Genomic DNA, 22,893 nt, shown 5'->3' with positions numbered 1-22,893 from the left:
CTGACGGCGGTTTTCAGATTCTTTCATTATGCCGGGCCGATTTTTTCATCGGCACAGTGATCGCCCATAAAATCCCAGCGGTCAGCGCAGCGGGACGTCATCCCGGCGGAAGGCGTGGCCGGGTATGGCCGCATGAAATGCGCGCCCTGCGTCACAAAATCCATACACGGTCCCGCTATCCGGGCGCCGGGAGGGGTTTTGACAACAACAGGATACCGGCTATGCGACCCTGCCCATCAATATTCCCCTCACTCGGCGTGGTACTTTGCCTCGCCGGGCTTGCGCTGCCGTTGGCTGCACAGGACATCACACTCACGTCGCTGGACGGTTCTGTGCGGTTGACCGGCGAATTGATCTCGGTGTCGGAGGACAATTATGTGCTGCGGGGCGAGTTTGGGGAAGTTCAGGTGCCCACCGCCAAGATGCGCTGCGAAGGTGCCGCTTGCCCACCGATGACTGCGGCGGCCAAGACGCTGGCCATCGCCGGATCAGACACAATCGGCGAAGAGCTGATGCCGCTTTTGCTGTCGGGATTGGCCGAGGCCCAAGGCGCGGCCGCCCGGAAAACCATGCTGGATGAGACGACCGCCGGGTTCAGCATTCTGGCGGACGGCGGTAAGGGTGATGAAATCTATGCCGCAACCGTGCAATTCAAGGGATCCAGCACCGGCTTTGCCGGTTTGTTGGAGGAGACCGCCGAGATCGGTATGTCGTCGCGCCCGGTCAAGCCCGAGGAAGTTGAACTGTTCGCCTTTGCCGATCTGGGCGATCCAACCGATCTGGCGCAGGAACATGCCTTTGCCGTCGATGGCCTGCTGGTGATTGTTCACCCGGATCTGCCGCTGGTGGCCCTGAATTCCGAAGAAATTTCAGGCCTTTTGTCGGGCCGGATTTCGAACTGGAAAGAGCTGGGTGGGCCGGATTTGGCGGTGAAAGTGTTCTCGCGCAGTGAAAAGTCGGGGACGTTTTCGACCGTGACCGATGCCATTCTAAAGCCGCACGGCGAGGTGATGTCGGCGGGGGCCACAATCCTGGATCGGAGCGACGCATTAAGCGCCGCGGTGGCGCAGGAGCCGGGGGCGATTGGCTATGTGGGCTTCGCCTTCAAGGGTGACAGCAAGCCGGTGAAGCTGGTTTCCAGCTGCGATTTGATCAACGACCCCAGCGCCTTTGCCGCAAAAACCGGCGAATACCCCCTGAGCCGCCGGTTGTATCTGTACACGACCAACAAGGAGTTGTCGCGCCCCGCACAAGATTTGCTGGCTTTTGCGACAGCGGCGGCCGCCTATCCTTTTGTCGAGAAGGCGGGCTTTTTGTCCTATTTGCCAGAGCGGCGGGATCAAAACGGCACGGCGGAAACGATCCGCGCCGCCATCAAAGCCAGCACCAGCCGGACCGAAGTGAATGCCTTGCGCGAACTGTTTGTCGATTTGACCGAATGGGACAGGCTTTCAACGACCTTTCGTTTTCGCACCGGCTCGGCCGATTTGGACAATGAATCGCAGCGCGATCTGATCCGCTTGGTGGACTATCTGCGGAGCAGTCCCGAGGGCACCGAAGTGGCCTTTGTCGGCTTTACCGATTCCGAAGGACCGTTCGAGGCGAACCGGGCCTTGGGCGAGAGCCGGGCGCAGACCATCGCCAGTCTGGTGGCCGATGCCTTGCAGGAGACTGGCTTGGCACCTTCGCCCTTTGTGGTCAAAAGCTATGGGGAATTGAACCCGGTGGCCTGCAATGATGACATCGCCGGGCAACGGAACAATCGGCGGGTGGAGGTGTGGATTCACCACTAAGGGGGTGGTCTGAACCGAACGGGGGCCAGAGTCCTGGCCCCCTATCCCAAAAGTGTCGCCTGAGCATCGGCAGAGACCGATCCGCCGTGCTGGGCGGCATATTGGGCGGGCGGGCAGCCAACCCGCCGGGAAAAGGCGGTGCTGAAGGCACTGGCCGAGCCATAGCCGACGCGGGTGGCAATTTCGGCAATACCCAAGCGACCGTGGCGCAAGAGGTCTTTGGCCAAGGTCATGCGCCAGTTCATCAGATAATCCATCGGGGGAAGGCCGACTTCGCGCTGGAAGCGGGTGAAAAAGGCCGAACGGGACAGGCCCGCCGCACGGGCCAGTTCGGCCACCGTCCACCCCCGAGCCGGAGCTGCATGGATTTGGCGCAGAACGCTGGACAGACGGGGATCATGCAGCCCGCGCAGCAAGCCGGGCGACGCTTGGGTTTCGGCGCGTGCACGCAGGGCCTCGATCAACAGCACCTCAAGCAAGCGTTGCAGCACGATGTCGCGGGCGGGGCGTTCAGCGAGGGCCTCATCCGCGACGAGGCCCGCCAGAACGCCCAAGCGATCCGCACCCCGGACGACGACGACATCGGGCAGCAGCGGAACCAAGAGGGCCGCGTCGGGCGAGGCAAAGACGCAATGGCCCAGCAATTGCTGCACCTGAGGCGGCGCGTCAGGGGGGCCAAGGCGATAGGTGCCATCGTCCAAGCGAAGCGGCAGGTTGAGCAGGCCGGGCGGTGGCGGGGGATCGACGCTGGACATGGTAAAGGCCTGCGCGGCAGGAACCAACGCGAAATCTCCAGTCTGCAAAAGGATGGGAGGGCGGTTGTCGAGTTCCAGGTTGGCGCGGCCAGCGATGGTCAAGACGTAAAGGGCCTGCGCCAGATCTGTGCGGCGGACGCGCCAAGGGCCCGAGGCACTGGCGCGTTTTGTGAAAGGCGCGCTGGGTTGCAGCAGGGTGACGATTTCGGCCAAAGGGTCGGGCATTTTGGACTTTTGAAAATAATATGCGGATTTTCAATTATAGAAAGTCCAAACCCGCCTGTCCATATGGGGATCAGTTCACATGGATAGGGATTTTTCGGATGAACACGGTGATGATCACGGGATGCTCTTCAGGTTTTGGGCTGGAGACTGCGCGGCTTTTTGTGGATCGGGGGTGGAATGTCATTGCGACGATGCGCCAGCCCGTGGCGGGGCTGTTGCCGGATGCGGTTCGGGTTCTGCCGCTGGATGTGCGGGATGAGGCCAGCCTTTCCGCAGCGGTCAAGGCGGCGGGGGCGGTGGATGTTCTGGTCAACAATGCGGGGATCGGCTGGTTGAATGCCTTCGAGGGGACGCCGATGGGGGTGGTGCGGGATATTTTTGAAACCAACACCTTTGGTACGATGGCCCTGACGCAGGCGTTTCTGCCGCAGTTTCGGGAAAAGGGGGCGGGGGTCATCGTCAATGTGACATCCAGCGTGACCTTGCTGCCGCTGAACCTTTTGGCGGTCTATACGGCCAGCAAGGCGGCAGTGAATGCGTTTACGGAATGTCTGGCTTTGGAAATCGCGGGCTTTGGGCTGCGAACGCATGTGGTTTTGCCAGGCCGTGCGCCGGATACGCGTTTTGGCGAGAATGCGCGGGGGCTGATCATGGGCGCGGGTGGCTTTCATGGGGCCTATGGGGATCAGGTGGAAAAAGTGATGGCGAGTTTTGCCGAACCGGGCGCGTTGATCACCGAGGCGAAGGATGTGGCCGAGGCAATTTGGCGGGCTGCGACGGATGCTGGGGCACCGCTGCATCTGCCGGCGGGGGCGGATGCAGTGGCGCTGTCGGTGGGGCGATAGGGGAAGGGGTGGGCCACAGCGGCCCACCCCTATTCTTTTGGCAGATTTTGCTGCCAAAGCAGTTTTTGCGAGCCGCCATATTTGGAATTGCCCAAGGGATCGAAGGTCTTGGCAAGTTCGGCGAGTTCTGGGTTATCGGCAAAGCGCAGATAGGCCGCCGCCCAAGCGACGTCATGTCCCTGAAGCGTTTCGGGCTGCGGGGCGGAAAAACTTTGTTCAACCCCAGCATGTTGGGCGGCGCGTTGGGGTTCGGCGAGGGCGGCGAGCATAAAGTCGACGCCGCGGGAAAGGGCGGCGTCACAGGCGGTGAAAAGACCGGCCTGGCGGTCCTGCTCGAGCAGGGCTGCGGTGATGACAAGGGGGCCAAGGGCGTGGATCTGGTAGTGCAGTGCCAAGGGGCCACGCTCCATTTCGCGGGGCAGGCTGCCATCAGGGTTGGCGTCGCAAAGGACCGTGCGAAACGATTGCTCGCCCCAGGACAGCATGGCGTCATCCTGCAAGAGAAGGCCGATGCGGGTGACGGCAAGCCCAGCCCAAGCGCGGAGGTTGTTGGCGCTGGCGCGGGGGGGCGCCTTTTCGTCGAAATAGGCCATGGTGGCGAGAGCCTGCGCCTTGAACCAAGCCTCGATCAGCGCTTTGCGTTGGGCATCCTGGCTGGCGAGGGGCAAGGCGTTGCCATAGGCAAAGGCGAGGCCCGAAAGGCGGCTGGGAATGGAAATCTGCACCGCTTCGGTTTGGAGATCGCCCAAGGCGCCGGCCCCCGCCCATTGCGCCAGATGGTTCAGAACGCAATCGGCGGATTGGGTGGCGCGGTCGGCTTTGCGGGTCAGCGCCCGGTTCGATTCCCGCACCAGATCTGTGATGAAGTCATCCACCGGCCCCAGCGCCTTGTCGACCTCGGCATTGGCCTTTTCGTCAAAATCCGAACGGGTGACGCTGTCATCAGTATAGCGGCTGCCATAGTCCAGCGACACGACTGGCGTGACCGGGGCAAAGCATTCGTCCTTGTCCTTGGCTTCTTCGGCAGCCGCAGGCAGCGACGACAGGGCCAGCATCATTCCCAAGATCTGTGGTTTCACTGCGAGACACTTTCAGAAAGACCCAAGGTGGCCACCAAGGTCAGGGCCCTTTGATTGCCCATCGCGGCGGCCTTGTTCAACCACATCAGCGCCTCATCGCGCGAGGGTTCCACCCCCACGCCAAAGGCCAGCGACACGGCATATTCCACCATCGCCTCGACATCGCCCATTTCAGAGGCCTGCGCCAGCATCGCTGCGGCCTTGGCCACCTGTTCGGCGTCGGGATTGGCTTCGCGCAGGCGGAAGGCATATTCCCGCATCGCGACCGGATCGCCCGCTTCGGCGGCGACCTTGAAGATCTGTTCAGGGTCCACCGCCGACATCACCGCCTGCCGGATCACAGCTTCTTCTTCGTTGATCCGGATCAGCAGTTCGGGCAGGTCGCCGGGACGGGTGGCCATGACCAATGCGATATAGACCTCGGTTGCCTTCAGCGGATCGTACTTTGGATTGTCGGGTTTGGCATAGTTCGACAACAGCCGCAGCATCGCCACCCGGTTGCCCGCCGCATAGCCTGCCAGATAGAGGCCTTCGGCCCCTGCCTTTTCGGCCTCGGTGCCATAGCGCGACAAAAGATCACCCATCCGTGTCAGCCGCCAGCCTTCATCTTCGGCCAGATAGCCTGCCGTCTTGATCCACTGGGCAAAGCCTGCGGCATCGCCGGTCTTGCCCATGAATTCGGCAAAGCGCGCCGCCTGATCAAAGTTGCACGAGGTCAGTGCTTGGGCGCGGGCCAGATGGTCTTGGCGCGCCGCAGGATCGGGTAGGAATTCGGCGGCGATCAGCAGCGCATCGACATCGCCACGGGCGTCGATCACCCCGGCATATTCCGCCAAGGTTGCGGCCATGTCGGGAAAGCGCAGCGGATCGGCCTGCGGCAACAGCCGCATCGCGGCCCCCATGCCCTGCCCTGCCAAAGGCTCTAGCAAGGCCGCCGCTTCGGCCATATCAGCGGGTTTGGCATCGTCATTGTCCAGCAGTGCGCGGGCCAGATAAAGCCCTGCCTCAACCTCTCCCGCCGCCAAAGCCTGCCGGAACAAGTCCAGCGCCGCCGTCCGTTCGGTCTGGGTGCGGGCCAGCGACAGGGCCAGACGGCCCCGCGATTGCAGCACTTCGGGATATTCCTTGGCGTACTCTTCCCAGAAATCCTGTTGGACGACGGTGAAATCGCCCTTTTCGATCAGTGTCAGATATTGCGCCACCGCCGTCGCCCGGCCTGAAAGCGCCTGACTTTGCAGCCGCGCCAAAGTGAGCGGATCGTTCGAGCGGGCGAGTTCCAAGAGTTCTTCAGGACCGAAGGCCATCGTCTCGATCCCCGTCGCCAGCGCCTGTTCGCGCCAGTATTCGGCATCGTCGATCAGCGGCGCGTCGGGCGCACGGCAGGCAAAGGCGGCGCGCAGGTCATTCATCGGTTCGATGGTGCCAAGGGTCTGGACCGAGGCGATGAGGTCATCGACGAGCGGATAAAAGGCCTGATCGGTGGTGATGCCGCGCATCTTCATATTGGCCAGACGGCGCAGGGCCATGCCGTCGCCCTGATCGGATGCCCGTTGCAAGAAGGCCATCGCCGCTGCCTCGCCCGCCCAGCGGCCCTTGTCGGTCAGAACGGCATCGGCGGCGGCCAAGAGGGCCCAACCGGGGGCATCGGACCGCGCGACCAAAGCATCCAGAGCGGCGCGATAGTCGGGCATCGCCGCCGGATCGCGCTGCACCTTGTCTTGCAGGAACAGGGCCAGCCGGATCATACCGCCCCGATCGTCCTGCCCAGCGGCCGCATGGAACAGGGTTTCGGCACGGGTCAGATCCTGCGCGACCAGAGCGCCGGTTTCATAGATGCGTCCCAGATTGACCTGCGCGACGGGACTGCCGCCATCCGCCGCCATCGTCAGATACTTCAGTAGAATGGCATTGTCCTTGACCACGCCTTCAGAGCGCATGTGAAATTCAGCGACCTTCCAAGCGGCTCCGAGATCGCCCAGATCAGCCGCAAACCGATACCAGCGTTCCGACAAGGCCAGATCGGCGGCGACAACATCGCCATTCTTATATTCGCGGGCAATGCGGGTGACGCGGTTGCAGATGTCGGCGTCCAACTGGCCGACCAAGGCCCCAAAGGCCATGGTGACACCCATGTCGGGGGCGACATCCCAGCCTTCGACCTTGGCCCCGGCAATCTGCATCGATACGAGTTCCAGAATGGCATCGGCGTTGCCGCCGTTGGCGGCGGCGATCAGCATTTGCAGCCCCTTATCAGGATCAGCGGTGATCCCATTGCCGCGCAGCAGAAGCCCGGCCAAGGCGCGCTGGCGGCGGGGCGAGGGGGCGCTGTCTTGTTCCAAAAGAGCGGGCACCAGCCGCAGATTGGCGAGTTCCGCCTGTTTTCCGGCCGCGACCATCCATTCGATGCGGGCCAAGGCCTGATCCTGCGCGGTGAAATCCGGATCCGTGGTGGCCAACAGGTCGATGGCCAGCAGCGCCTTGTCATACCATGCGGGCGCATCCAGTTCGGCCAGCCGGTCCAGATCGGTCTGCACCTGTGCCGTATCCTGCCCCTGCAATGAAAGGCCATCCCAATCCTGCCAGCGGGCGATGATCCGGGCATCCGGGGCGCGGCTGGTGCAGATGGCCTGTGGTTCGATCTGCGGCGGTTCAAAGATCAGGGGAATGGGTTGGGCATGGGCCGCCCCAAGGGCCAGCCAGAGGCCAAGGGCGGTCGAGGAAAGCGGGCGGGTGAATGCAAGCGACATGATGAAATCCTTTGCCTCGTGAACAGGCGGGGGCCTAGGGCTGCAAGCTGTTGGGGGTGGCGGTCAGTTGATAGTTCCCGGCGGAGCCGATCAGGACCAAGGTCACGCCTTCGCGTCGCTTCAGATCGACGCTGGCGGCGCTGGCCAGAACGCTGTCGCCCTGCTTTGCCTCAAAATCCAATGTCAGGGGGGCTTTCAAGGCGACGAAACCGGCCTGATCCGCGGCGACCTTAGGAATGGCGACGGCCTTGGCCTGCGGCACGAAAAGATCGACACTGGGCAGGTCAGAGAGGTTGTAAAAGGCCACATCCGCCTTGGCAGCACCCCGGGTGATCTGGTCCTGCACCATGACACCGCTGCCGTCGGCCGCAAGGACATAGGTATAGAACCCCGCCGGGGCGACTTCGATGCTGCCCTGTGCCGAACCTGCGGTCACGGCGACGGCACCGGGCTGGTCAATGACGACATAGGGGGAAACGCCGTCTTGCAGGGCGGCAAAGCTGGTGGCCCCGACCGCGCCCAGCCCCATGGCCGGCACGATGACACGCACGAAACTGGCGTCGGGGCTGGCGACTTGGTCGTAAAGGCCCGCGTCCTGCGCCTGGGCGGGCAGGGTCAGGACAAGGGTCAGGCAAAGGGGCAAAAAGCGCATGATCATGATGGGTCTTCCTTGGGGGTCAGACAAAGGGAAATCCGGCTGTCGGCGGTGAGGGGGCGGTCGAAGGCGACCTGCACCTGTTGCAGGTCGGCGCGGAGATAGGGGCCGAGGCCCAGAAAGAAGCGGCCTGTCGCGCGCAGCCGGTCTTCGCGTTTCATCATCGCCGAACGGGAGACACCATTCGCGCCTTGCAGGGTGAACTGCACGGAACGGGGGCCTTCGGCACCGAAATCGGCCAGAAGGGCGTCGCCGGGGGTGATATCGGTTTGGCGGAGGTCGGCGATCAGCGCGTTACCCTCGCGCCGCAGAGGTAGGGGATGTTCGCAATCGTTGTTCGCCGCGGCGATCAATTCTTCCAGCGGGGCAAAGCCGTAGCGACCCAGATTGTTGTAAACCGGGTTTTCCCAGATCAGGAACCGGGGCCGGTCGGTGGGATAATCGGTAGAGGTGAGGTAAGAGGTGATGGCACCAAACTGGTTGCCGCCGCTGATGGCGTGGTTGACCACCTCGAGCCCGGAGTATTCCGAGAGGAAGCCCGCGAAATTGTCGACATCATTGTCGGAAAACGACGTGCCAACCAGAACGACCGGCAAGGGTGCGGCCCCGTCGGCAAAGATATCCAGCGTTTCGCCCTGATCCCCGGCCCCAAGGCCGATGTCAAGCGTGCCGCCGTCACCCGGCTGATCCACACGCACGGTTTCCCAAGCAAGGGTTTCGACAGGGGGCAGGGCCACGACGCAATAGCCTTGCAGGATACGCCGCATGGTCGAAAAGGCATCGACCTTTTCCAGCGGGGTCGAGGTATAGGTGCCGGGCGTCAGATCGGCATAGGCGGGATGCGCGCGGATGGCCGCACCAATGGCCCGGGCGGCCAAGAGGGCACCGCTGGAGGTCCAATGGAAATCCGCCGCCTGAAACGGGCGCTCCGGGGTGCCGCCCTGTTGCAGGGCAGTTAGCAAATCGGGCGCGAGGATGCCCTTGGCATTCAGGCGGTTGATGATGTCGTGATAGGCCGCCTCGGAGACCGCCGGGTCATAGCCCATGCCGCTGGCCTTTTCCGGCAAGGCGTCGGGCATGCCCTGGCTTTTCGAAGGGATGGTGGCGTAGATCAGGATGGTGCCGTTGCGGGCCAAGGCTTGGGATAGGCGGGCGAGTTGATCGACGACGGCCTCTTTCATCGGATGGGCCATGCGAAGGTCGGATTGGGTGCGGAAGAACACCGCATCGTCGCTTTCGACGGTGGGCAGGATGGGGGAGTTTTCGATTTGCGAGCAGGCAAAGAGCGATTCCGCCCGGAGGGGCAGGGCCATTGCGGTCAGGCCCATCAGGGCAAGGATCAGTGCCAACCTCATTCGCTAACCCCGGCGGTCGAAACCGTGGTGGTGGCCGGGGCCAGACTGCGCAAAAGGTTCTCGGCCATGGCGCGGGCGGCGAGATCATCGCTGTCCAGGGCCAGCGTCAGCGCGGCGCGGGCCTTTTTGGGATCGGCGGGCAGGTCGGGGCGGCCTTTGAGATAAAGCATCCCGAGTTCGACGGCGGCCTTGCCATTGCCTTGGGTCGCCACCTGTTCCAAGAGGGCCAGACCTTCCTCGGTCTTGGGGCCAAAGGGGGCACCGGCCAGATACATTTCGGCCAGACCGGCGACAGCCTTGGCATCGCCCCGCCGTGCCCAAAGCCGTAGGGCATCTTCGGCCCCTTTCAGACGCGTGGCGGAGGTTTCGGATTGATCGCCTTGAAGCACCCGCAACAGATGCGAGACCGCAAAATCCCGCCCGGTATAGGCCGCGATGGAAAAGTAATGCAGGGCATCATCTTGCAGCGCAGGCTTGCCGGTGGAGACCAGATATTCGCCCATCTTGAAGGCGGCCAGACCATCGCCCAGATCGGCGAGTGCCCGCAGCGCGTCAAAGGGAATGCGGCGGCCTGCAACCATGTCCTTGCGCATCTGGCGCAGGTAGGGGTCATAAACCTCGATGCTGTTCTGAATGCCCGCTTCGGACATGGACACCTGCGCATGAGCGGGCAGGGCCAGCCCCATCATCAGCAGGGCGAGGGTCAATTTAGGGGTCATTTGCGGCCACCGTCATTGCACTGGCGACATCCCAAAGGGTCGGGTCGGCCAGATAGCGCACCGGGAATTCCCAAAGCACGATCTGCGGCGGTGCATCGCGCAGATCGGCGGATTCAAGCAGGGCCACCATCGGCTTGACCGGACCCTGCCCCTGTTCGGCATAGTTCAGCACGTCGCGGTGCAGGGCGAGCTTCAGCGCCTCGGCAAAGCTCCAATCCGGGTTGGCGCTGTAAGAGGTGCCGACAAGTGCCACATCGGCCCCGTCGCTGGCGAAAAGATCACCGATGGCGGCACTGTTCACAGCCGTATAGGGTGTAGCACCTTCGGGCGGCAGACCGATCAATTCGGCAAAATTTTCGGTCGTGACATAAGAGACCAGATCGCCGGTAAAGGCCTTGCGCGCCTGATCTTGCACGGTGAAATCGCTGGAACCTTTGGCAACGCGGCCTGAGGCGGCGACCGCTTTTGCCACGGCATCGGCCCCCTCGGCTGTCCAATGGGTGTCGGTGGCAAAGAAGGGCTTGGCATCTGGCCCCATCGCCAGCATCGCGGCGCGGGTGTCCACGACCGCGACGCCAGAGGCCTGCAATTCCTGCAAGAACAGATCATAGCGCTGGCCGATGGTCTGGGCGAGTTCCAAGCTGCGGGCCTGATCGCGGGCGACGTCCAGTTTCGCGGGCACGGGCAAGACCACCAGATCAATCCCCCGCGCGGCCAGTTTGCGCTGGATGGCGGCGATAGGAGCCACGGCCTGATCCATCGGCTGGGTCATGGCGCGGGCCTCTTCCTCGGTGAACAGCCAATTGTCTTGGCCGACGATGACACCGGTGCGCCCATCGCCCATCGCCAGATAGCGCGCGGCCCCCATCAAGCCGATGGACGGATCGCGGTGCGGCAGGCTTTCCTTATACAGACTGTCCAGCCGGGCGGTGGCCGTGCCTTTCAGGATGGTGCCGATTTCACCAAAGGACAGGCCATCGACCTTTTGGAAGAAGACCCAATTGGCAAAGACGGCATAGCTGATGAACAGGGTGGTCAGCAGATAACGTGAGGCGCGATAGAGGTTTTGCATGGCGACCCCTTTCAGAACTGGAAATACAGGAAGGGTGAGAAGCTTTGTTCCGCCAGACGCATGACGCAAAGGACAGCGACAGCGGTGACGAACAGAGACGGCACAAGAGAGGTGGCCCCGGTCAGGTGTGGGCGATGCTGCGGCCCAATGTCGAGCGTTGCGCCCAGGCTTTCGGTGGAGGTTGGGAAATAGTGCAGACGGGCCCAATCGCGCAGGCGCGGTTCGGCCAAGGCGATGGCCCCGGCGACAAGGATCAGGATCAGGCTTTCATGCGAGATGTGGACCGCGATTTCGGGGGCGAGTTGCAGCCCGTTCAGGCCGAAAAGCCCGGCATAGACATCCATCGCTTGGCCGACAGAGGCTGCGCGGAACATGATCCAGCCCAAGAGAACGATCAGCAGGGTGCGCAGATGGGCCGCAAGGCCGCCCTGACGCGCCAAGCCAGTGGCGCGTTCGGCGGCGAGCCAACCGCCATGCCAAGCGCCCCAGAGGACGAAGGTCCAGTTGGCCCCGTGCCAAAGGCCGCCCAGCAGCATGACCAGCACAAGATTGACATAGGTGCGGGCGGGGCCTTTGCGGTTGCCACCCAAGGGCACATACAGATAGTCGCGCAACCAGACCGAAAGGGAAATGTGCCAGCGGCGCCAGAATTCGGTGATGGAACGGGAGATGTAGGGGGCGTCGAAATTCTCCATGAAGCGGAAGCCCATCATCATGCCAAGGCCAATGGCCATGTCGGAATAGCCGGAGAAGTCGAAGTAGAGTTGCAGCATATAGGCCAAGGCCCCGGCCCAGGCCAAAGGGGCGCTGGGGTCGGGTGTGGCAAAGGCGAGATCGGCCAAGGGGGCCAAAGCGTCGGCGATCAGGACTTTCTTGGCCAGACCGATGGTGAAACGGGCGAGGCCGTCGGCGAAAAGCTGAGGCGAATGCTGGCGGTCCTGAAACTGGTCGGCGAGATCCTTGAAGCGGAGGATGGGCCCGGCGACGAGTTGCGGAAAGAGGGCGATGAAGGCGGCAAAGTCAAAGAAGCTGGTGGTGGCTTTGACATCGCCGCGGCGCACGTCGATCAGATAGCTGATCGACTGAAAGACATAGAACGAGACGCCGATGGGCAGAATGAGCCGCCAATGGACGCCCAGACCGGCGGCATCGGTGCCTGCCAAGGCGGCAAGGCTGTCGATGAAGAAGTTGAGGTATTTAAAGACACCGAGCACGCTAAGATTGCCGATGAGGCCGATGGCCGTCACCCAATTCCGCGCCAGTTCGCTGCGGGCGCGTTCGATGGCCAGACCAAAGCCATAGGTCCAAAAGGTGGTCAGGACGAGCAGCCCCAGAAAATCGACGCGCCACCAGCCGTAGAAGACATAGGAACCGGCCAGAATGGTGAGTGACCGGGCACGGGCCGGGGTCAGATAATAGACCGCAAGGAACAGCGGCAGGAATAGGAACAGAAAGGTTTCCGAGGAAAAGACCATGTCACATCCCCCCTTGGCAGTCGGGGGCCGCTTGCGCCGCCCCGCCTGCGGCGGTGATCAGGAAACTTTGCCCCTCACCTTTTTGCGTTTCGGTCAGATAGGCGGGCAGATGGGCCGCGAATTCACCGCCAAACAGGCGGGGAAGCTGGTCCTGCGTGCGGTTGGCCAGCATCAGAACCGAACCGATCCCGGCACCACGCAGCCCCTCGCGGTTGCCTGCGATCAGATTGGCTTCCAGCCGGGTCGTGCCCCCCTCGATGGATTGACCGCTCAGGTCGATGGCTGCCGTGCCGTTGTCCAAGAAGGCATTGCCTGTGACACTGGCCGCGATCTGGTCGTTCAGGCGCAGACCGACCGCCGCATTGCCCTGCACCAGATTGCCTGCGACCTGCGCGCAGGTGCCGCGCGACAGGCGGATGCCGTCGCCCGTATTGCCCAGAACCATATTGCCCGTGATTATAAGACCCACCGCCCCGCGATCCACCAGAATGCCGGTGGCGGCACCCTGAACCAGATTGCCCTGCACCCGCGACGCTGTGGCCCCCCCGGTGATGCGCAGGCCTGTGCCGAAATCGGGCCGGATGTCATTGTCCAGCAGCAGCGCGCCCTGCCCCCCGTCCAGAAGCAATGGGCCTGAAAGCGCATTGCCCTGCACCCGCGCCTTGTCTGTCCCGATCAGGGCCAGCTTGCCCACGGCGTGAAACTGGTTGCCCAGCAAATGGACGGGGGCCTTGGGTGCAGTCAGCCCTTGGGTCATTACGGTCACGCCGCCGAAAAGCCGGGTTCCCGTCAGGCCCAGCGCGGAAAACTCCGCCCCTTCGGCCCAAAGCGTGCCCTGCCCCGCGACCAGCACGAAGGGCGCGAAATCGGGGCTGGCGGTCGGGGCCGCCCCCGCGCCGGACAGGTGGCCGCCTTGCAGCCGCAGATCACCAAAGCTGATCAGAAACGCCCCTGCGGCACGGTCCATCACCAGTTCTTCGCCGGGCAGGATCGACAGGGCCGCATCGGACCAGACGATCAGCGGGCGGGACAGGTGATAGGCCCCATCACGGAAGGTCAGGGCGTCATCACCCTGAAGCTTCAACATCCGCGCCAGTTCGGGCAAGGTCGTCTGTCCGCCCCGCAGATAGAGCGCGGGGCCCTGCTGCGCCTTGATCAGCGCCAGTTGGTCGTTGGCCCCGGACAGGATCGCCACCTGCGTCAACGCGGCCTGTAGATCCGCGAACTCCGCCCGTGCGGGACCGGGCAAAAGCGGCGGGCTTTGGATTGGCGGCGAGGCCAAGGCCATAGGCGCAGCCAGCCCGAGGGCCAGCCGCATCGCCTCGGCCTGTTCCCGGCTGACCGGCTCGGCCCAGACCGCCGCGCTGCTGCAAAGCCAAATGCCGATGGCCGCCTTTCCCCACCCCATGACCATTCCCCCGATCATGCCGCAGGGGCATTGCGCAGGGCGTGGGTCGCCACCACTTGCGCCAGCGTTTCGGTCTTGCTGCCTGCCGGTTCCGACGAAAAGCAAAGCTGGATCAGACGCAGCACCTCGGTCGTGCCGTTCCGCACCGGCAGCGCATGATCCGCCGCAATCGGCAAGGTCAGCCCGCGTTCGATCCGCATCTCGGCCCCCGGCGCGCCGCAATAGCCTGCGCCCGAAATCACCGTCAGCATGCTGGGCGCGACACCCGTCCCGTTCACCCGCAGCGAGGCCCCCGGTTCCACTGTCAGCATCCGCATTTCATAGTTCCGCGCCTTGGCCAGATGCTCCACCTGCCCCCAAGCCGTGTCGCGGACCTTGTGCGACCGGACCTCGGGCCGGTCCTCGGCCATGAGCGTTTCCACCACCTGCTTGACGCTTTGCGCATGGTCGCGGTGCGCCACCAGAACCGCATCGGCGGTTTCGACCACGATCACGTCGCGCATCCCGATCACCGCCACCAGACGGCTGTCGCTTTGCACCAGCGAATTGGCGGTATCGACCGTGATCACATCGCCCCGCGTCACGTTGTTGTCGGCACAGCGTTCCGAAATCTGATGCACGGCATTCCAGGCCCCGACATCATCCCATTCGATGTCCCGCACTGGGGCCAGTGCGATGGCTGCCGAACGTTCAAAGACGATCCTTTCGGTGGGCTGGTTTGTGGCCTGCGCGAAATGGCTTTCCTCAAGCAGCAGTCGGTCTTTCGGCCCGGAAGCCTTGGCAAAGGCCCGCGCCACGGCGGCATAGCCCACCGGATCATAACGCCGAAATTCCTCGACCAGTGTATCGGCACGGAAGAGGCTGATGCCCGAGGCCCAATAGGCGGCACCCGAGGTGATCAGTTCCACCGCCCGGTCGAAATTCGGCTTTTCGGCGAATTGTTCAACCCTGTGCAGGCCGGGATAGCCGACATATTCGCCGCCATCGACGATATAACCAAAGCCGGTTTCCGGATAGCCGGGTTCGATGCCGAAGGTCACGATCCGGCCTTCGTCGGCGGCCCGCGCCATGGCCAGAACCGTCCTGTTCAGATCGCCCTTGATGATGTGATCCGAGGGCAGGACCAGCAACTGTCCATCCGGATCGTCCTGCAAGACGGCCAGCGCCGCCGCCAGAACGGCGGGGCCAGTATTCCGCCCCACGGGTTCGGCAATCACCAGCCCGCGCAGTTGCAATTCGCGCATCTGCCGGTCGACGATGGCCGCATGGCGGGCGTTCGTCACCACGATCGGTTCCTGAAAACCCGTGCTGCGGTGGCGCTGGATGGTGGTCTGGAAATAGGTCAGGCTGCCCTTGGCCCCGACGGGCTGGAACTGCTTGGGCTGTTCGACGCGCGACATGGGCCACAGGCGCGAGCCCATGCCGCCGCAAAGGATGACGGGGTGGATGGAATAGCTCATCTGAAAAGTCCTTCGTTAAAATCCAAAGTCTTCCATGAAATCGACAAGCGGGGTCATCAGCCGGGGGGTGGGCCGGATGATGGTCAGTTGTGCCAGTTGGCCTTGGCGTTCCGCCGCAAGCGGCTGTTCGGGCAACAGCAGAACCGTCACGTCCTGATCGGTCTTGCTGCCCATCGCCTGCGTCAGGCTGGCGGGATCGGCATGAAGTGTCAGCCTGACCCCATCGGGGAAAGTGGCCGTCAGATGGTCTGCCGCGGCCAGTTCAAACAGATGTTCGCGCGGTGTGGTCAGACCCATCACCAGCGGCGCGTCTTTTGCCGCAAGGCTCATCACCGGATCGCCCGCCAGAACGGTATCGCCCACCCCTGCCCCGGCCAGTTGGCCCGCACAATCGCAGGGCATGGCGATAGAGACAGAGGTGCCCGCCACCGTCGCCAGCGAAAATGCCACCTCGCCTTGGGCGGCATTGGGGTTTGCATAGTCGATCTGGCCCGCTGCCACGGCGCGCAGGGTCTGGCCCTGTGCCATGACCTGCCCCGCCACCGGCATGTGCACCGCATAAAGCCGGGCATAGCCGATCCGGGCCACCGACAGCACCAGAACGCCGGTCAGGACCGCCAGGGCCGCGCCGCCCGCCAGACGGCGGATGAGGCTGCGACCTTCACCCGCCGCGGCCTTTGGTTTGGCAGCGGGGCGCTGGGTGGAAATGCCCAAGACCGGCCCCATCGCCACCACGTCGCCCGCCACCCAGGAATTCAGCAGATGCCGCAGTTGGGGCAGATGGTCGCCCGCCGGATCGCGGAAGGCCAGCACGGCACGGCCCGCGCCGCTGGGGGCGTCGATCACGCATTCGACGGCCAATGCGACGGTGAAACCGTCAAAGGCGAATTGCAGTGTGACAAGGCGAGAGGCGGCATCCAGATGCGGGTCGATCAGGCCCACAATCTCGGCCCTTGTCAGCGAGATGCCCTCGCCCCGGTAGTTGCGCCCGTCAATTTCAGCGGCGAAGGGCAGGCCCAGAACCGGATGTTCGGCAGGATCGGTTCCCATCAGGGGCGGGGCGATTGTCATGTGATCTACCTTCTGTTCCAGAACAAGGGGTTGGCGGTCGGCTTCCATGTCGTTTCCTTTACATGCGCTCAGACCAGCCCCGACAGCAGCGAGACCCCAAGGGTCAGCCAGCCAAGGGCAAGGGCGTGAACATAGACAGAGGACCAGGCCTTGGCGCGTTCAGGCCAAGGCAGGATGCGTTTCGGGCCGCTGGCGGATTGGCGGGTCCAGCGCTGACGGTCGAGGCGGAAAAGGATGTAGCTTTTGACCCCGGCCCCGACGATCTGGCCGAAATACAAAAGGAAGGGATAGGTGATGGGAAAGCCGGAGCCGCGGGCAAGGGACAGAACCCAGCAGAACAGATAACGGGTGAGCATGACCCAAGCGGCATAGAGGAGGATAACGCGGGGATCGACGAAGATGGCCCCAAGGAGGACGCTGATCGGGCCGGCAAGGGTGGTCCAGATGCCGAGACGCTGATCAAGGATGGACCACCAGGTGAACCAGCCGATTTTGCTGGGCGAAAGGGCGAGGGCGCGGCCATTGGTGCGCAGCATGTTGCCAAACCAGCGGGTCATGAGGGTGACGGCACTGTCCACAAAACCGGGCTTGGGCTGGGTTTCCATGGAAAGGGAGGCGACATCGGGCAGATAGGCCATGCGCCAGCCGTTTTTCAGCAGCCAGAACCAGGTGGATTTGTCGTCGCCGGTCAGGAAGGAGACGCGGCCCAGACGCCAGTGGTCGATGCTGTCATGCTGGACCATCGAAATGAATTCGGGATGGGTCGCAAGGTCGGCGCGAAACACCGACATACGGCCCGTCAGGGTCAGGACGCGGCCCGAAAGGCCCATGGAGGACATCATGACCTGTCGCTGGGTGAAGCGGAGCGAGAACCAATCGGCGAAGAGGCCCGGTTCGGGGATTTCGACATGCTCGTCGGTGGTCAGCGCGCCGATGCGGGGATCGGTGAAGAAGGGGGCGGTGCGGGCGACGATGTCAAGGGGGACGCAGCTGTCGCCATCGGCAACGATGAGGATGTCGTGGCGGGTGGGGGCCTTGCGGGCGATGAGGCGGAAGCTGCGAGCCAGGGCGTCACGCTTGCCGGTGCCGGGGATTTGGTCGATCAGCAGATCGACGCCGTGCTGGGAGCCGACAACGGTTTCATAGATGCGGCGGATGAGGCGGACATCGGCGGTGTCGACGACGGAGGCGACGATGGTCGCGCCGCCCGCCGATTGCAGGGCGGCCTCAAAGATCGAACGATAGACGCGGGTGGTGGTGTCGACGCCGATCTTGAAGCTGGTGACAAGGAAATAGGCGTGGGCGGGGAAGGGGCGTTCGGCATAGGCGGCCTCGACCCGCGCCTTTTGGCGGGGATAGGCCCATTTCAGATAGATCACCGCACGGGTAAAATTGATCAGCGCCCAAGTGTAGCGCCAAGCCCCGATCAGGCCGATGACGATCAGGGCCTGACCAGCAGGCCCCAGATCATGCAGGGGCACGCTGGCCGAAAGCGCCAGAAAGGCCGCGATATATGCAACATGCCCCAGCATCGGATTACCAGCAGATCCCTTGATACAGGCCCTGGCTGCGCGCCTTGGGATTGATGCGGGTCAGATCGACCATTTTGCGGTTCGACATGGCGGCGGTCAGGGGGGCGACGGTTTCTTCGTATTTGTTGCCCACCAGCACGATTTCGGAATGCGCGATCAGATCTTCGATGCTGGGTTCCAGACGGCTTTTGACATCGATGTTGTAGTCATTGCCCCGGCCGGCCGCGCTCATGTCATTGTCATAGGCTTCTTGGACGAAGGGGTCATAGATCTTGAGCTCCAGCCCCTTGTCGATCAGGCGCGAGGCCAGTTCCGCGAGGGGGCTTTCGCGCAGATCATCGGTGCCGGGTTTGAAGCTGATGCCCACCAGACCCACCTTTTTGACGCCCGAGGCCTCGATCATCCGCTCGGCGCGGGCGATCTGTTCGGCATTGGCGACCAGAACGGCGTCGAGCAGGGGGGTGGCCACCGATTTGTTGCGCGAGAGGGAGCGCAGGGCGCGGACGTCTTTGGGCAGGCAAGACCCGCCAAAGGCAAAGCCCGGACGCATGAAATAGGGCGACATGGAAACCTTGTGGTCGGAACACAGGATTTTCATCACCAACTGGCCATCCAGACCCGAGGCCTTGGCGATGTTGCCGATTTCATTGGCGAAAGTGACTTTGACCGCCCGCCAGGAATTCGAGGTGTATTTCACCATTTCGGCGGTGCGGACATCGACCAGATGGATGGCGCAATCCAAGCCTTCGTTCAGCGCCGTCAGCAAAGCGCCGGTCGGTTCGTCCATCGCGCCAAAGACGATCAGGCCGGGGTTGTAGTAATCTTCGATTGCGGTGCTTTCGCGCAGGAACTCCGGGTAATAGCCCACGCCGAAATCGCGCCCGGCGACCATGCCGCTGGCTTTTTCCAGCAGGGGGATGCAGGTGCCCTCCATCGTGCCGGGCACAATGGTCGAACGCATGATCACCGCATGGCGGCTGCCTTTGGTGGCAATGGCCTTACCAATGCTTTCGCAAACACCCGAGACATAGGTCAGCCCTAGCGACCCATCCGCAGCCGAAGGCGTGCCGACGCAGACGAACGAGGCATCGGTGGCATGAACCGCCGCCGCGAAATCGGTGGTCGCGGTCAGACGACCCGCGGCCACCATTTCGGCGATCAGTTCGGGCAGGCCGTTTTCCACGATGGGCGAAGTGCCCGCATTGATCGAGGCGACCTTGCCCGGATCGACATCCACCGCCACGACCGTATGACCGTCTTTCGCCAGACAAGCCGCCGAGACGACACCTACGTAACCAATGCCGAAAACTGAAATTTTTGCCATCGTGTCCATCCGTCCAAATAGTTGTCATATGCCGCATTGCAGCGTGATTCCTGCCCTCAGGATGGGGCGACAAGTATTTGAATTAAAGTCAGAAAAAATAGAGATGCGGCGAAGGTTGTAGGGAAATCCCTGACAGAAATATACCGAAGCCTCGCAGGAGTCCCCCAATTGCCGCAATGCAGCATTGCAAAAGACCCCGCAGAGGCGGGGCCATGCAAATCTGGATTTCGGCTGTCAGGCGTGGGTTTCGACCCAGCCCTTGCGAATCGCGAAATTCACGATGTCATGCCGGGTTTGCAGGTTTAATTTGCTGCTGGCCCGGGCCTTGTAGGTTTCGATGGTCTTGGCCGACAGCGCCATGGCACTGCCGATTTCCTTCATGCTCATCCCCAAGGCCACGGATTTCAGCACGTCCTTTTCCCGCGCGCTAAGGATGTCTTCGCTTTGCAGGTGCTGATCGATGCGCCCCGGCACCAGCAATCGTGCCGCGCTGGCGTCCAGATAAATGCCGCCGCTGATCACCGCCTCGATGGCGGATTGCAGCACATTCAGCGTCGCGGTTTTTGGCAGAAACCCCCGGAATCCTGCGGCAAGGCAGGTTTTGACCAACGGCCCGTCGAGCGTTGCGACGTAACCAACCACCGCCACCGGATCGCCCGGGCCTGAAAGGCGCGTCATCAGTTCGGTGGCAGAAAGCTGGGCCTGCGCGGGATCAATGAGCACAATGTCGGGCGCGAAGCCGACGGGCAGCGAAATCTGCGTCGGCCCAGTGATGGTCAAAGCACGAGCATCATGCCCCGCGATTTGGGAAAGCAGCGAAGAAATGCCCTGAGCGAGAATCGGGTTGGTATCGAAAATGGCGATGCGTGAAATGGATTGTTCCGTATTCATGAATAATAACCCATACATAAGCGCCGAAGCTGCGGCGCGAACTGCGGTCGAGTTAGACGACTTGTCTTTGCACTACAACCAAAGAGTAACAAATTTCGCCCGATTCCGCCTTGGAAACGCCACAATTCAACATCCGCAATCCGAATTCTGCGCGGAAAACCGGCCAATAATGGAGACAGCACGACACATCGCCCAAAAATTGGGCAACATTGTGTCGCCGCATTGCGGCATTCTGCTGCATTGGCAGCGCGCGCCCGGCGTCGGTTCACCGCACCGATTCGCCACGCCAAACGCCCCCTGGTTGGTTTCTATAATGGAAACAACAACTACAGGTAGAAGTCCACGACTTTCTGGGCACTTAGGCCCAAAAACACCAAGGAATGATCGTAAGGGTCCGTGATCGACAGCGCGGTGGCCCCATCAATATGGATTATTCGGAAGGCGAAACCCTGCGTGGGGCCACCCTCTTGCCAATGCACCAAGGCCTGAACCACATCTTCGGTCGCATAACGTCGGAACTGGAAGTCGTCCCCCTCGGCCAGCGAAAAATCTGTGACGAGATCACGACCAGTACCGGCGATAAATCGGTCGGGCCCCTTGCCCCCCGTAAGACGATCATCACCGCTGCCGCCAGACAGCACATCGTGCCCTGCGCCTCCAAAAAGCCGATCAGCGGCCCCGCCGCCCGACAGGATATCGGCGCCTGCCCCGCCTTGGGCCCAATCGCGCCCGTCCAAAAGCACAACCACATCACCGCCCGCACTGCCCCGAACACGGTTGTCCAACGCATTGGCAATCGCCGTCACGCCCCCCTTGCCCGTCAGATGCAGGCCGTTCAACTGCGTGCCAGCCAGCACATCTTTTTGCGTGCTGATCCATTCAAAGCCGGTTTGGCCCTGCCGCACCTGGACCGCCCCTGCCGCCTTGGCCATGTCGGCGGAACCCAGACGCATGTCGGTCAGTTGCAGGGTTTCGATCCCGTCCAGCCATGTGACCCCCTCGGCCCAGGCGATTCCGATTCGCCCGTCCTGTCGGACAAAGCGCACATCGGCACGAACGGCATCCATCAGCAGCAGGTCCGTTCCCTGCCCGCCCAGAACCGTATCTCTTCCGCCAGAAGCAAGGATCGTGTCATTGCCGCTGCCCGCATCCAAACGGTCATGCCCCCGCCCACCGGCCAGCCAGTCCGGCCCGGCAACAGTGGCGATATCGGCACCGGTCTGCACCGCAAAGACGATGTCCTCACGCGCGGTGCCGATCACTTTGGCAAAGCGGATGATGTTGGCATCGGGATCAGTCGGTGCGCCGTAGTCGGTGCCAGGATTCACAAAGGTGACACCGCCGAGATAGGATTGTTCGGCAACACTGCGGACAGACCAATCGACGATGACAATATTGCCGTGGTCAAGCCCGCCGTGAAAATTGATATCGCGGTTGGTCTTGTCAACCTGAACCGAATTGCCAACCGCCGAAGTATAGGAGGCGAACAGGACAGCATGTCGGGTGTCATAGGCCTGCAACCCCGTCAGTTCGGAATCGTAGACATCGCGGATCCAAAAGGCATAGCCATTGCCCCCGCCGCCCTTGTTGTGGGCCCCTGAAACGCTGATATCGCTGATCTTGGCGTCGATGGTCTTGCCAAGCACCAGCCCGTTCGATCCGGCATCGCGCAGGCTGATATCGCGCAGAACAACGCCATCCGTTGCGTTGATCAACAGCATCATGCCGCCGTTTTCGGCGCTGATCGTGTTGGAAAACTTGGCAGGATCGGGGGTTCCATAGGCCCCTTTCAGCGTGAACCCCTTCAGCACCACATTGCGGGCAAGGTCTATTTCAGAAACTAGGGTGCCGCGGTTGGTGAAATCAAAGGGCAGGTCGCGGTCGAGTGTGATCTTGTCCCCGCTGACCGACTTTACGATCGCCATGGCCGTGCGAAGGGGTTTGTCTTCGCGCCATTGGGTATCGCCAATGGCATTAAACAGGGCATCGTCGTTTTCCCGTTCGATCCAGATTGCGTCGCCGACTTTCAGGTCATGGCTGCTGCTGGCGATGCGGATGACATTGTCGCCCGCTTTGGCATCGGCAAGGGCGAGCGGGTTCTGCATCTCTTCGTCAAAAAGGGCTTGCCCGACCCGAAAGGCGGGATCGCCCTTCAGCGTCTTGGCCAGGGTGATCACGGTCTTGCCCGCGCCCGCCCCGATCAGCGAAAGATCATCACGGTCAATAACGACCGTTCGGTCAAAGCTGTATTGCCCCGCAGCAAGGCGGATAATGGCGCCCTTGGGGGCTGCGTCAATCGCCGCCTGAATTTGCGTCGCACTGCTTCCGGCTGCGATCTTGATCTCGGTCGCCATGCTGCGAGGCCCCTTTTATGCTGCACTGCAACGTCGGTAGGCCAGCAGCCTGCGTTGTTCAAAACGAAACTTTGCAGATCGCGAAGACCGTTGCCGAAAGTCGCTGCGATGGAAGGATTTGCACGGCGGAATG

At 62.5% G+C, this 22,893-nt stretch carries 17 protein-coding genes; 2 read left to right on the top strand and 15 right to left on the bottom strand.

The annotated features are described in order from the left end of the window. The first annotated feature begins 290 nt into the window (after nucleotides 1-290). Complete coding sequence (locus IE095_RS10110) at nucleotides 291-1,793, top strand: phosphate ABC transporter substrate-binding/OmpA family protein (protein WP_189411525.1); 1,503 nt, start codon at nucleotides 291-293, stop codon at nucleotides 1,791-1,793. 41 nt (nucleotides 1,794-1,834) lie between these two features. Here IE095_RS10110 and IE095_RS10105 read toward each other — a convergent pair whose 3' ends face one another. Next, nucleotides 1,835-2,773 (bottom strand): AraC family transcriptional regulator, encoded by a 939-nt coding sequence (locus IE095_RS10105; RefSeq protein WP_189411524.1) that lies wholly within the window; start codon nucleotides 2,771-2,773, stop codon nucleotides 1,835-1,837. Between the two features lie 98 nt (nucleotides 2,774-2,871). Here IE095_RS10105 and IE095_RS10100 point away from each other — a divergent pair, with 98 nt between their 5' ends. Continuing rightward, nucleotides 2,872-3,618 carry an SDR family oxidoreductase gene (locus tag IE095_RS10100; protein ID WP_189411523.1) on the top strand — a complete coding sequence of 249 codons (747 nt, stop codon included), beginning with the start codon at nucleotides 2,872-2,874 and terminating at the stop codon, nucleotides 3,616-3,618. Nucleotides 3,619-3,647: 29 nt separating this feature from the next. Here the strand turns inward: IE095_RS10100 and IE095_RS10095 are convergent, their stop codons facing one another. The 14 genes from IE095_RS10095 to IE095_RS10030 all read right to left on the bottom strand — a co-directional run bounded on the left by IE095_RS10095 (nucleotide 3,648) and on the right by IE095_RS10030 (nucleotide 22,760). Next, nucleotides 3,648-4,697, bottom strand: coding sequence for an alginate lyase family protein (locus tag IE095_RS10095; protein WP_189411522.1), 1,050 nt, complete (start codon nucleotides 4,695-4,697; stop codon nucleotides 3,648-3,650). Continuing rightward, entirely contained in the window at nucleotides 4,694-7,444 is a 2,751-nt protein-coding gene (locus IE095_RS10090; RefSeq protein ID WP_189411521.1) for a tetratricopeptide repeat protein, read from the bottom strand. Before IE095_RS10090 ends, IE095_RS10095 begins: the two co-directional genes overlap by 4 nt. A gap of 34 nt (nucleotides 7,445-7,478) precedes the next feature. Next, nucleotides 7,479-8,102 carry an alginate O-acetyltransferase AlgF gene (locus IE095_RS10085; protein ID WP_189411520.1) on the bottom strand — a complete coding sequence of 208 codons (624 nt, stop codon included), beginning with the start codon at nucleotides 8,100-8,102 and terminating at the stop codon, nucleotides 7,479-7,481. Then, entirely contained in the window at nucleotides 8,099-9,454 is a 1,356-nt protein-coding gene (locus tag IE095_RS10080) for an alginate O-acetyltransferase AlgX-related protein (RefSeq protein ID WP_189411519.1), read from the bottom strand. The genes IE095_RS10085 and IE095_RS10080 overlap by 4 nt, the downstream gene beginning before the upstream one ends. After that, entirely contained in the window at nucleotides 9,451-10,173 is a 723-nt protein-coding gene (locus tag IE095_RS10075) for an SEL1-like repeat protein (RefSeq protein WP_189411518.1), read from the bottom strand. The genes IE095_RS10080 and IE095_RS10075 overlap by 4 nt, the downstream gene beginning before the upstream one ends. Beyond that, on the bottom strand, nucleotides 10,163-11,245 hold the full coding sequence (locus IE095_RS10070; protein ID WP_189411517.1) for an alginate O-acetyltransferase AlgX-related protein: 1,083 nt from the start codon (nucleotides 11,243-11,245) through the stop codon (nucleotides 10,163-10,165). The genes IE095_RS10075 and IE095_RS10070 overlap by 11 nt, the downstream gene beginning before the upstream one ends. Nucleotides 11,246-11,256: 11 nt before the next feature. Next, on the bottom strand, nucleotides 11,257-12,720 hold the full coding sequence (locus IE095_RS10065; protein WP_189411516.1) for an MBOAT family O-acyltransferase: 1,464 nt from the start codon (nucleotides 12,718-12,720) through the stop codon (nucleotides 11,257-11,259). A gap of 1 nt (nucleotide 12,721) precedes the next feature. Further along, the gene (locus IE095_RS10060) at nucleotides 12,722-14,128 is read right to left on the bottom strand and encodes a NosD domain-containing protein (RefSeq protein ID WP_189411515.1); all 1,407 of its coding nucleotides are present in this window, start codon (nucleotides 14,126-14,128) and stop codon (nucleotides 12,722-12,724) included. Between the two features lie 14 nt (nucleotides 14,129-14,142). After that, nucleotides 14,143-15,588: a mannose-1-phosphate guanylyltransferase/mannose-6-phosphate isomerase gene (locus tag IE095_RS10055; RefSeq protein ID WP_189411514.1), complete on the bottom strand. Its 1,446-nt coding sequence runs from the start codon at nucleotides 15,586-15,588 to the stop codon at nucleotides 14,143-14,145. A 15-nt stretch (nucleotides 15,589-15,603) separates the two neighbouring features. Beyond that, nucleotides 15,604-16,707 (bottom strand): hypothetical protein, encoded by a 1,104-nt coding sequence (locus IE095_RS10050; RefSeq protein ID WP_189411513.1) that lies wholly within the window; start codon nucleotides 16,705-16,707, stop codon nucleotides 15,604-15,606. 20 nt (nucleotides 16,708-16,727) lie between these two features. Further along, complete coding sequence (locus tag IE095_RS10045; protein WP_189411512.1) at nucleotides 16,728-18,191, bottom strand: glycosyltransferase; 1,464 nt, start codon at nucleotides 18,189-18,191, stop codon at nucleotides 16,728-16,730. Nucleotides 18,192-18,195: 4 nt separating this feature from the next. Further along, entirely contained in the window at nucleotides 18,196-19,515 is a 1,320-nt protein-coding gene (locus IE095_RS10040; protein WP_189411511.1) for a nucleotide sugar dehydrogenase, read from the bottom strand. Between the two features lie 234 nt (nucleotides 19,516-19,749). Then, a complete protein-coding gene (locus IE095_RS10035) occupies nucleotides 19,750-20,406 on the bottom strand; it encodes a response regulator transcription factor (RefSeq protein WP_189411510.1) in 657 nt (218 codons plus the stop codon). Nucleotides 20,407-20,732: 326 nt separating this feature from the next. Continuing rightward, nucleotides 20,733-22,760, bottom strand: coding sequence for a calcium-binding protein (locus IE095_RS10030; protein WP_189411509.1), 2,028 nt, complete (start codon nucleotides 22,758-22,760; stop codon nucleotides 20,733-20,735). Nucleotides 22,761-22,893 lie beyond the last annotated feature (133 nt).

Origin of the sequence: Neogemmobacter tilapiae (genome assembly GCF_014652215.1) — a bacterium.
In the GTDB taxonomy this organism is placed as follows: Bacteria; Pseudomonadota; Alphaproteobacteria; order Rhodobacterales; family Rhodobacteraceae; genus Neogemmobacter; species Neogemmobacter tilapiae.
This window is presented reverse-complemented; position numbering and strand designations above follow the sequence as displayed.

Bases quoted from the DNA above. Each gene is read 5' to 3' on its own strand.
- IE095_RS10105 (WP_189411524.1), bottom strand. From the start codon at position 2,773: ATGCCCGACCCTTTGGCCGAAATCGTCACCCTGCTGCAACCCAGCGCG.
- IE095_RS10100 (WP_189411523.1), top strand. From the start codon at position 2,872: ATGAACACGGTGATGATCACGGGATGCTCTTCAGGTTTTGGGCTGGAG.
- IE095_RS10090 (WP_189411521.1), bottom strand. From the start codon at position 7,444: ATGTCGCTTGCATTCACCCGCCCGCTTTCCTCGACCGCCCTTGGCCTC.
- IE095_RS10085 (WP_189411520.1), bottom strand. From the start codon at position 8,102: ATGATCATGCGCTTTTTGCCCCTTTGCCTGACCCTTGTCCTGACCCTG.
- IE095_RS10080 (WP_189411519.1), bottom strand. From the start codon at position 9,454: ATGAGGTTGGCACTGATCCTTGCCCTGATGGGCCTGACCGCAATGGCC.
- IE095_RS10075 (WP_189411518.1), bottom strand. From the start codon at position 10,173: ATGACCCCTAAATTGACCCTCGCCCTGCTGATGATGGGGCTGGCCCTG.
- IE095_RS10070 (WP_189411517.1), bottom strand. From the start codon at position 11,245: ATGCAAAACCTCTATCGCGCCTCACGTTATCTGCTGACCACCCTGTTC.
- IE095_RS10065 (WP_189411516.1), bottom strand. From the start codon at position 12,720: ATGGTCTTTTCCTCGGAAACCTTTCTGTTCCTATTCCTGCCGCTGTTC.
- IE095_RS10060 (WP_189411515.1), bottom strand. From the start codon at position 14,128: ATGGGGTGGGGAAAGGCGGCCATCGGCATTTGGCTTTGCAGCAGCGCG.
- IE095_RS10055 (WP_189411514.1), bottom strand. From the start codon at position 15,588: ATGAGCTATTCCATCCACCCCGTCATCCTTTGCGGCGGCATGGGCTCG.
- IE095_RS10050 (WP_189411513.1), bottom strand. From the start codon at position 16,707: ATGGAAGCCGACCGCCAACCCCTTGTTCTGGAACAGAAGGTAGATCAC.
- IE095_RS10045 (WP_189411512.1), bottom strand. From the start codon at position 18,191: ATGCTGGGGCATGTTGCATATATCGCGGCCTTTCTGGCGCTTTCGGCC.
- IE095_RS10040 (WP_189411511.1), bottom strand. From the start codon at position 19,515: ATGGCAAAAATTTCAGTTTTCGGCATTGGTTACGTAGGTGTCGTCTCG.
- IE095_RS10035 (WP_189411510.1), bottom strand. From the start codon at position 20,406: ATGAATACGGAACAATCCATTTCACGCATCGCCATTTTCGATACCAAC.
- IE095_RS10030 (WP_189411509.1), bottom strand. From the start codon at position 22,760: ATGGCGACCGAGATCAAGATCGCAGCCGGAAGCAGTGCGACGCAAATT.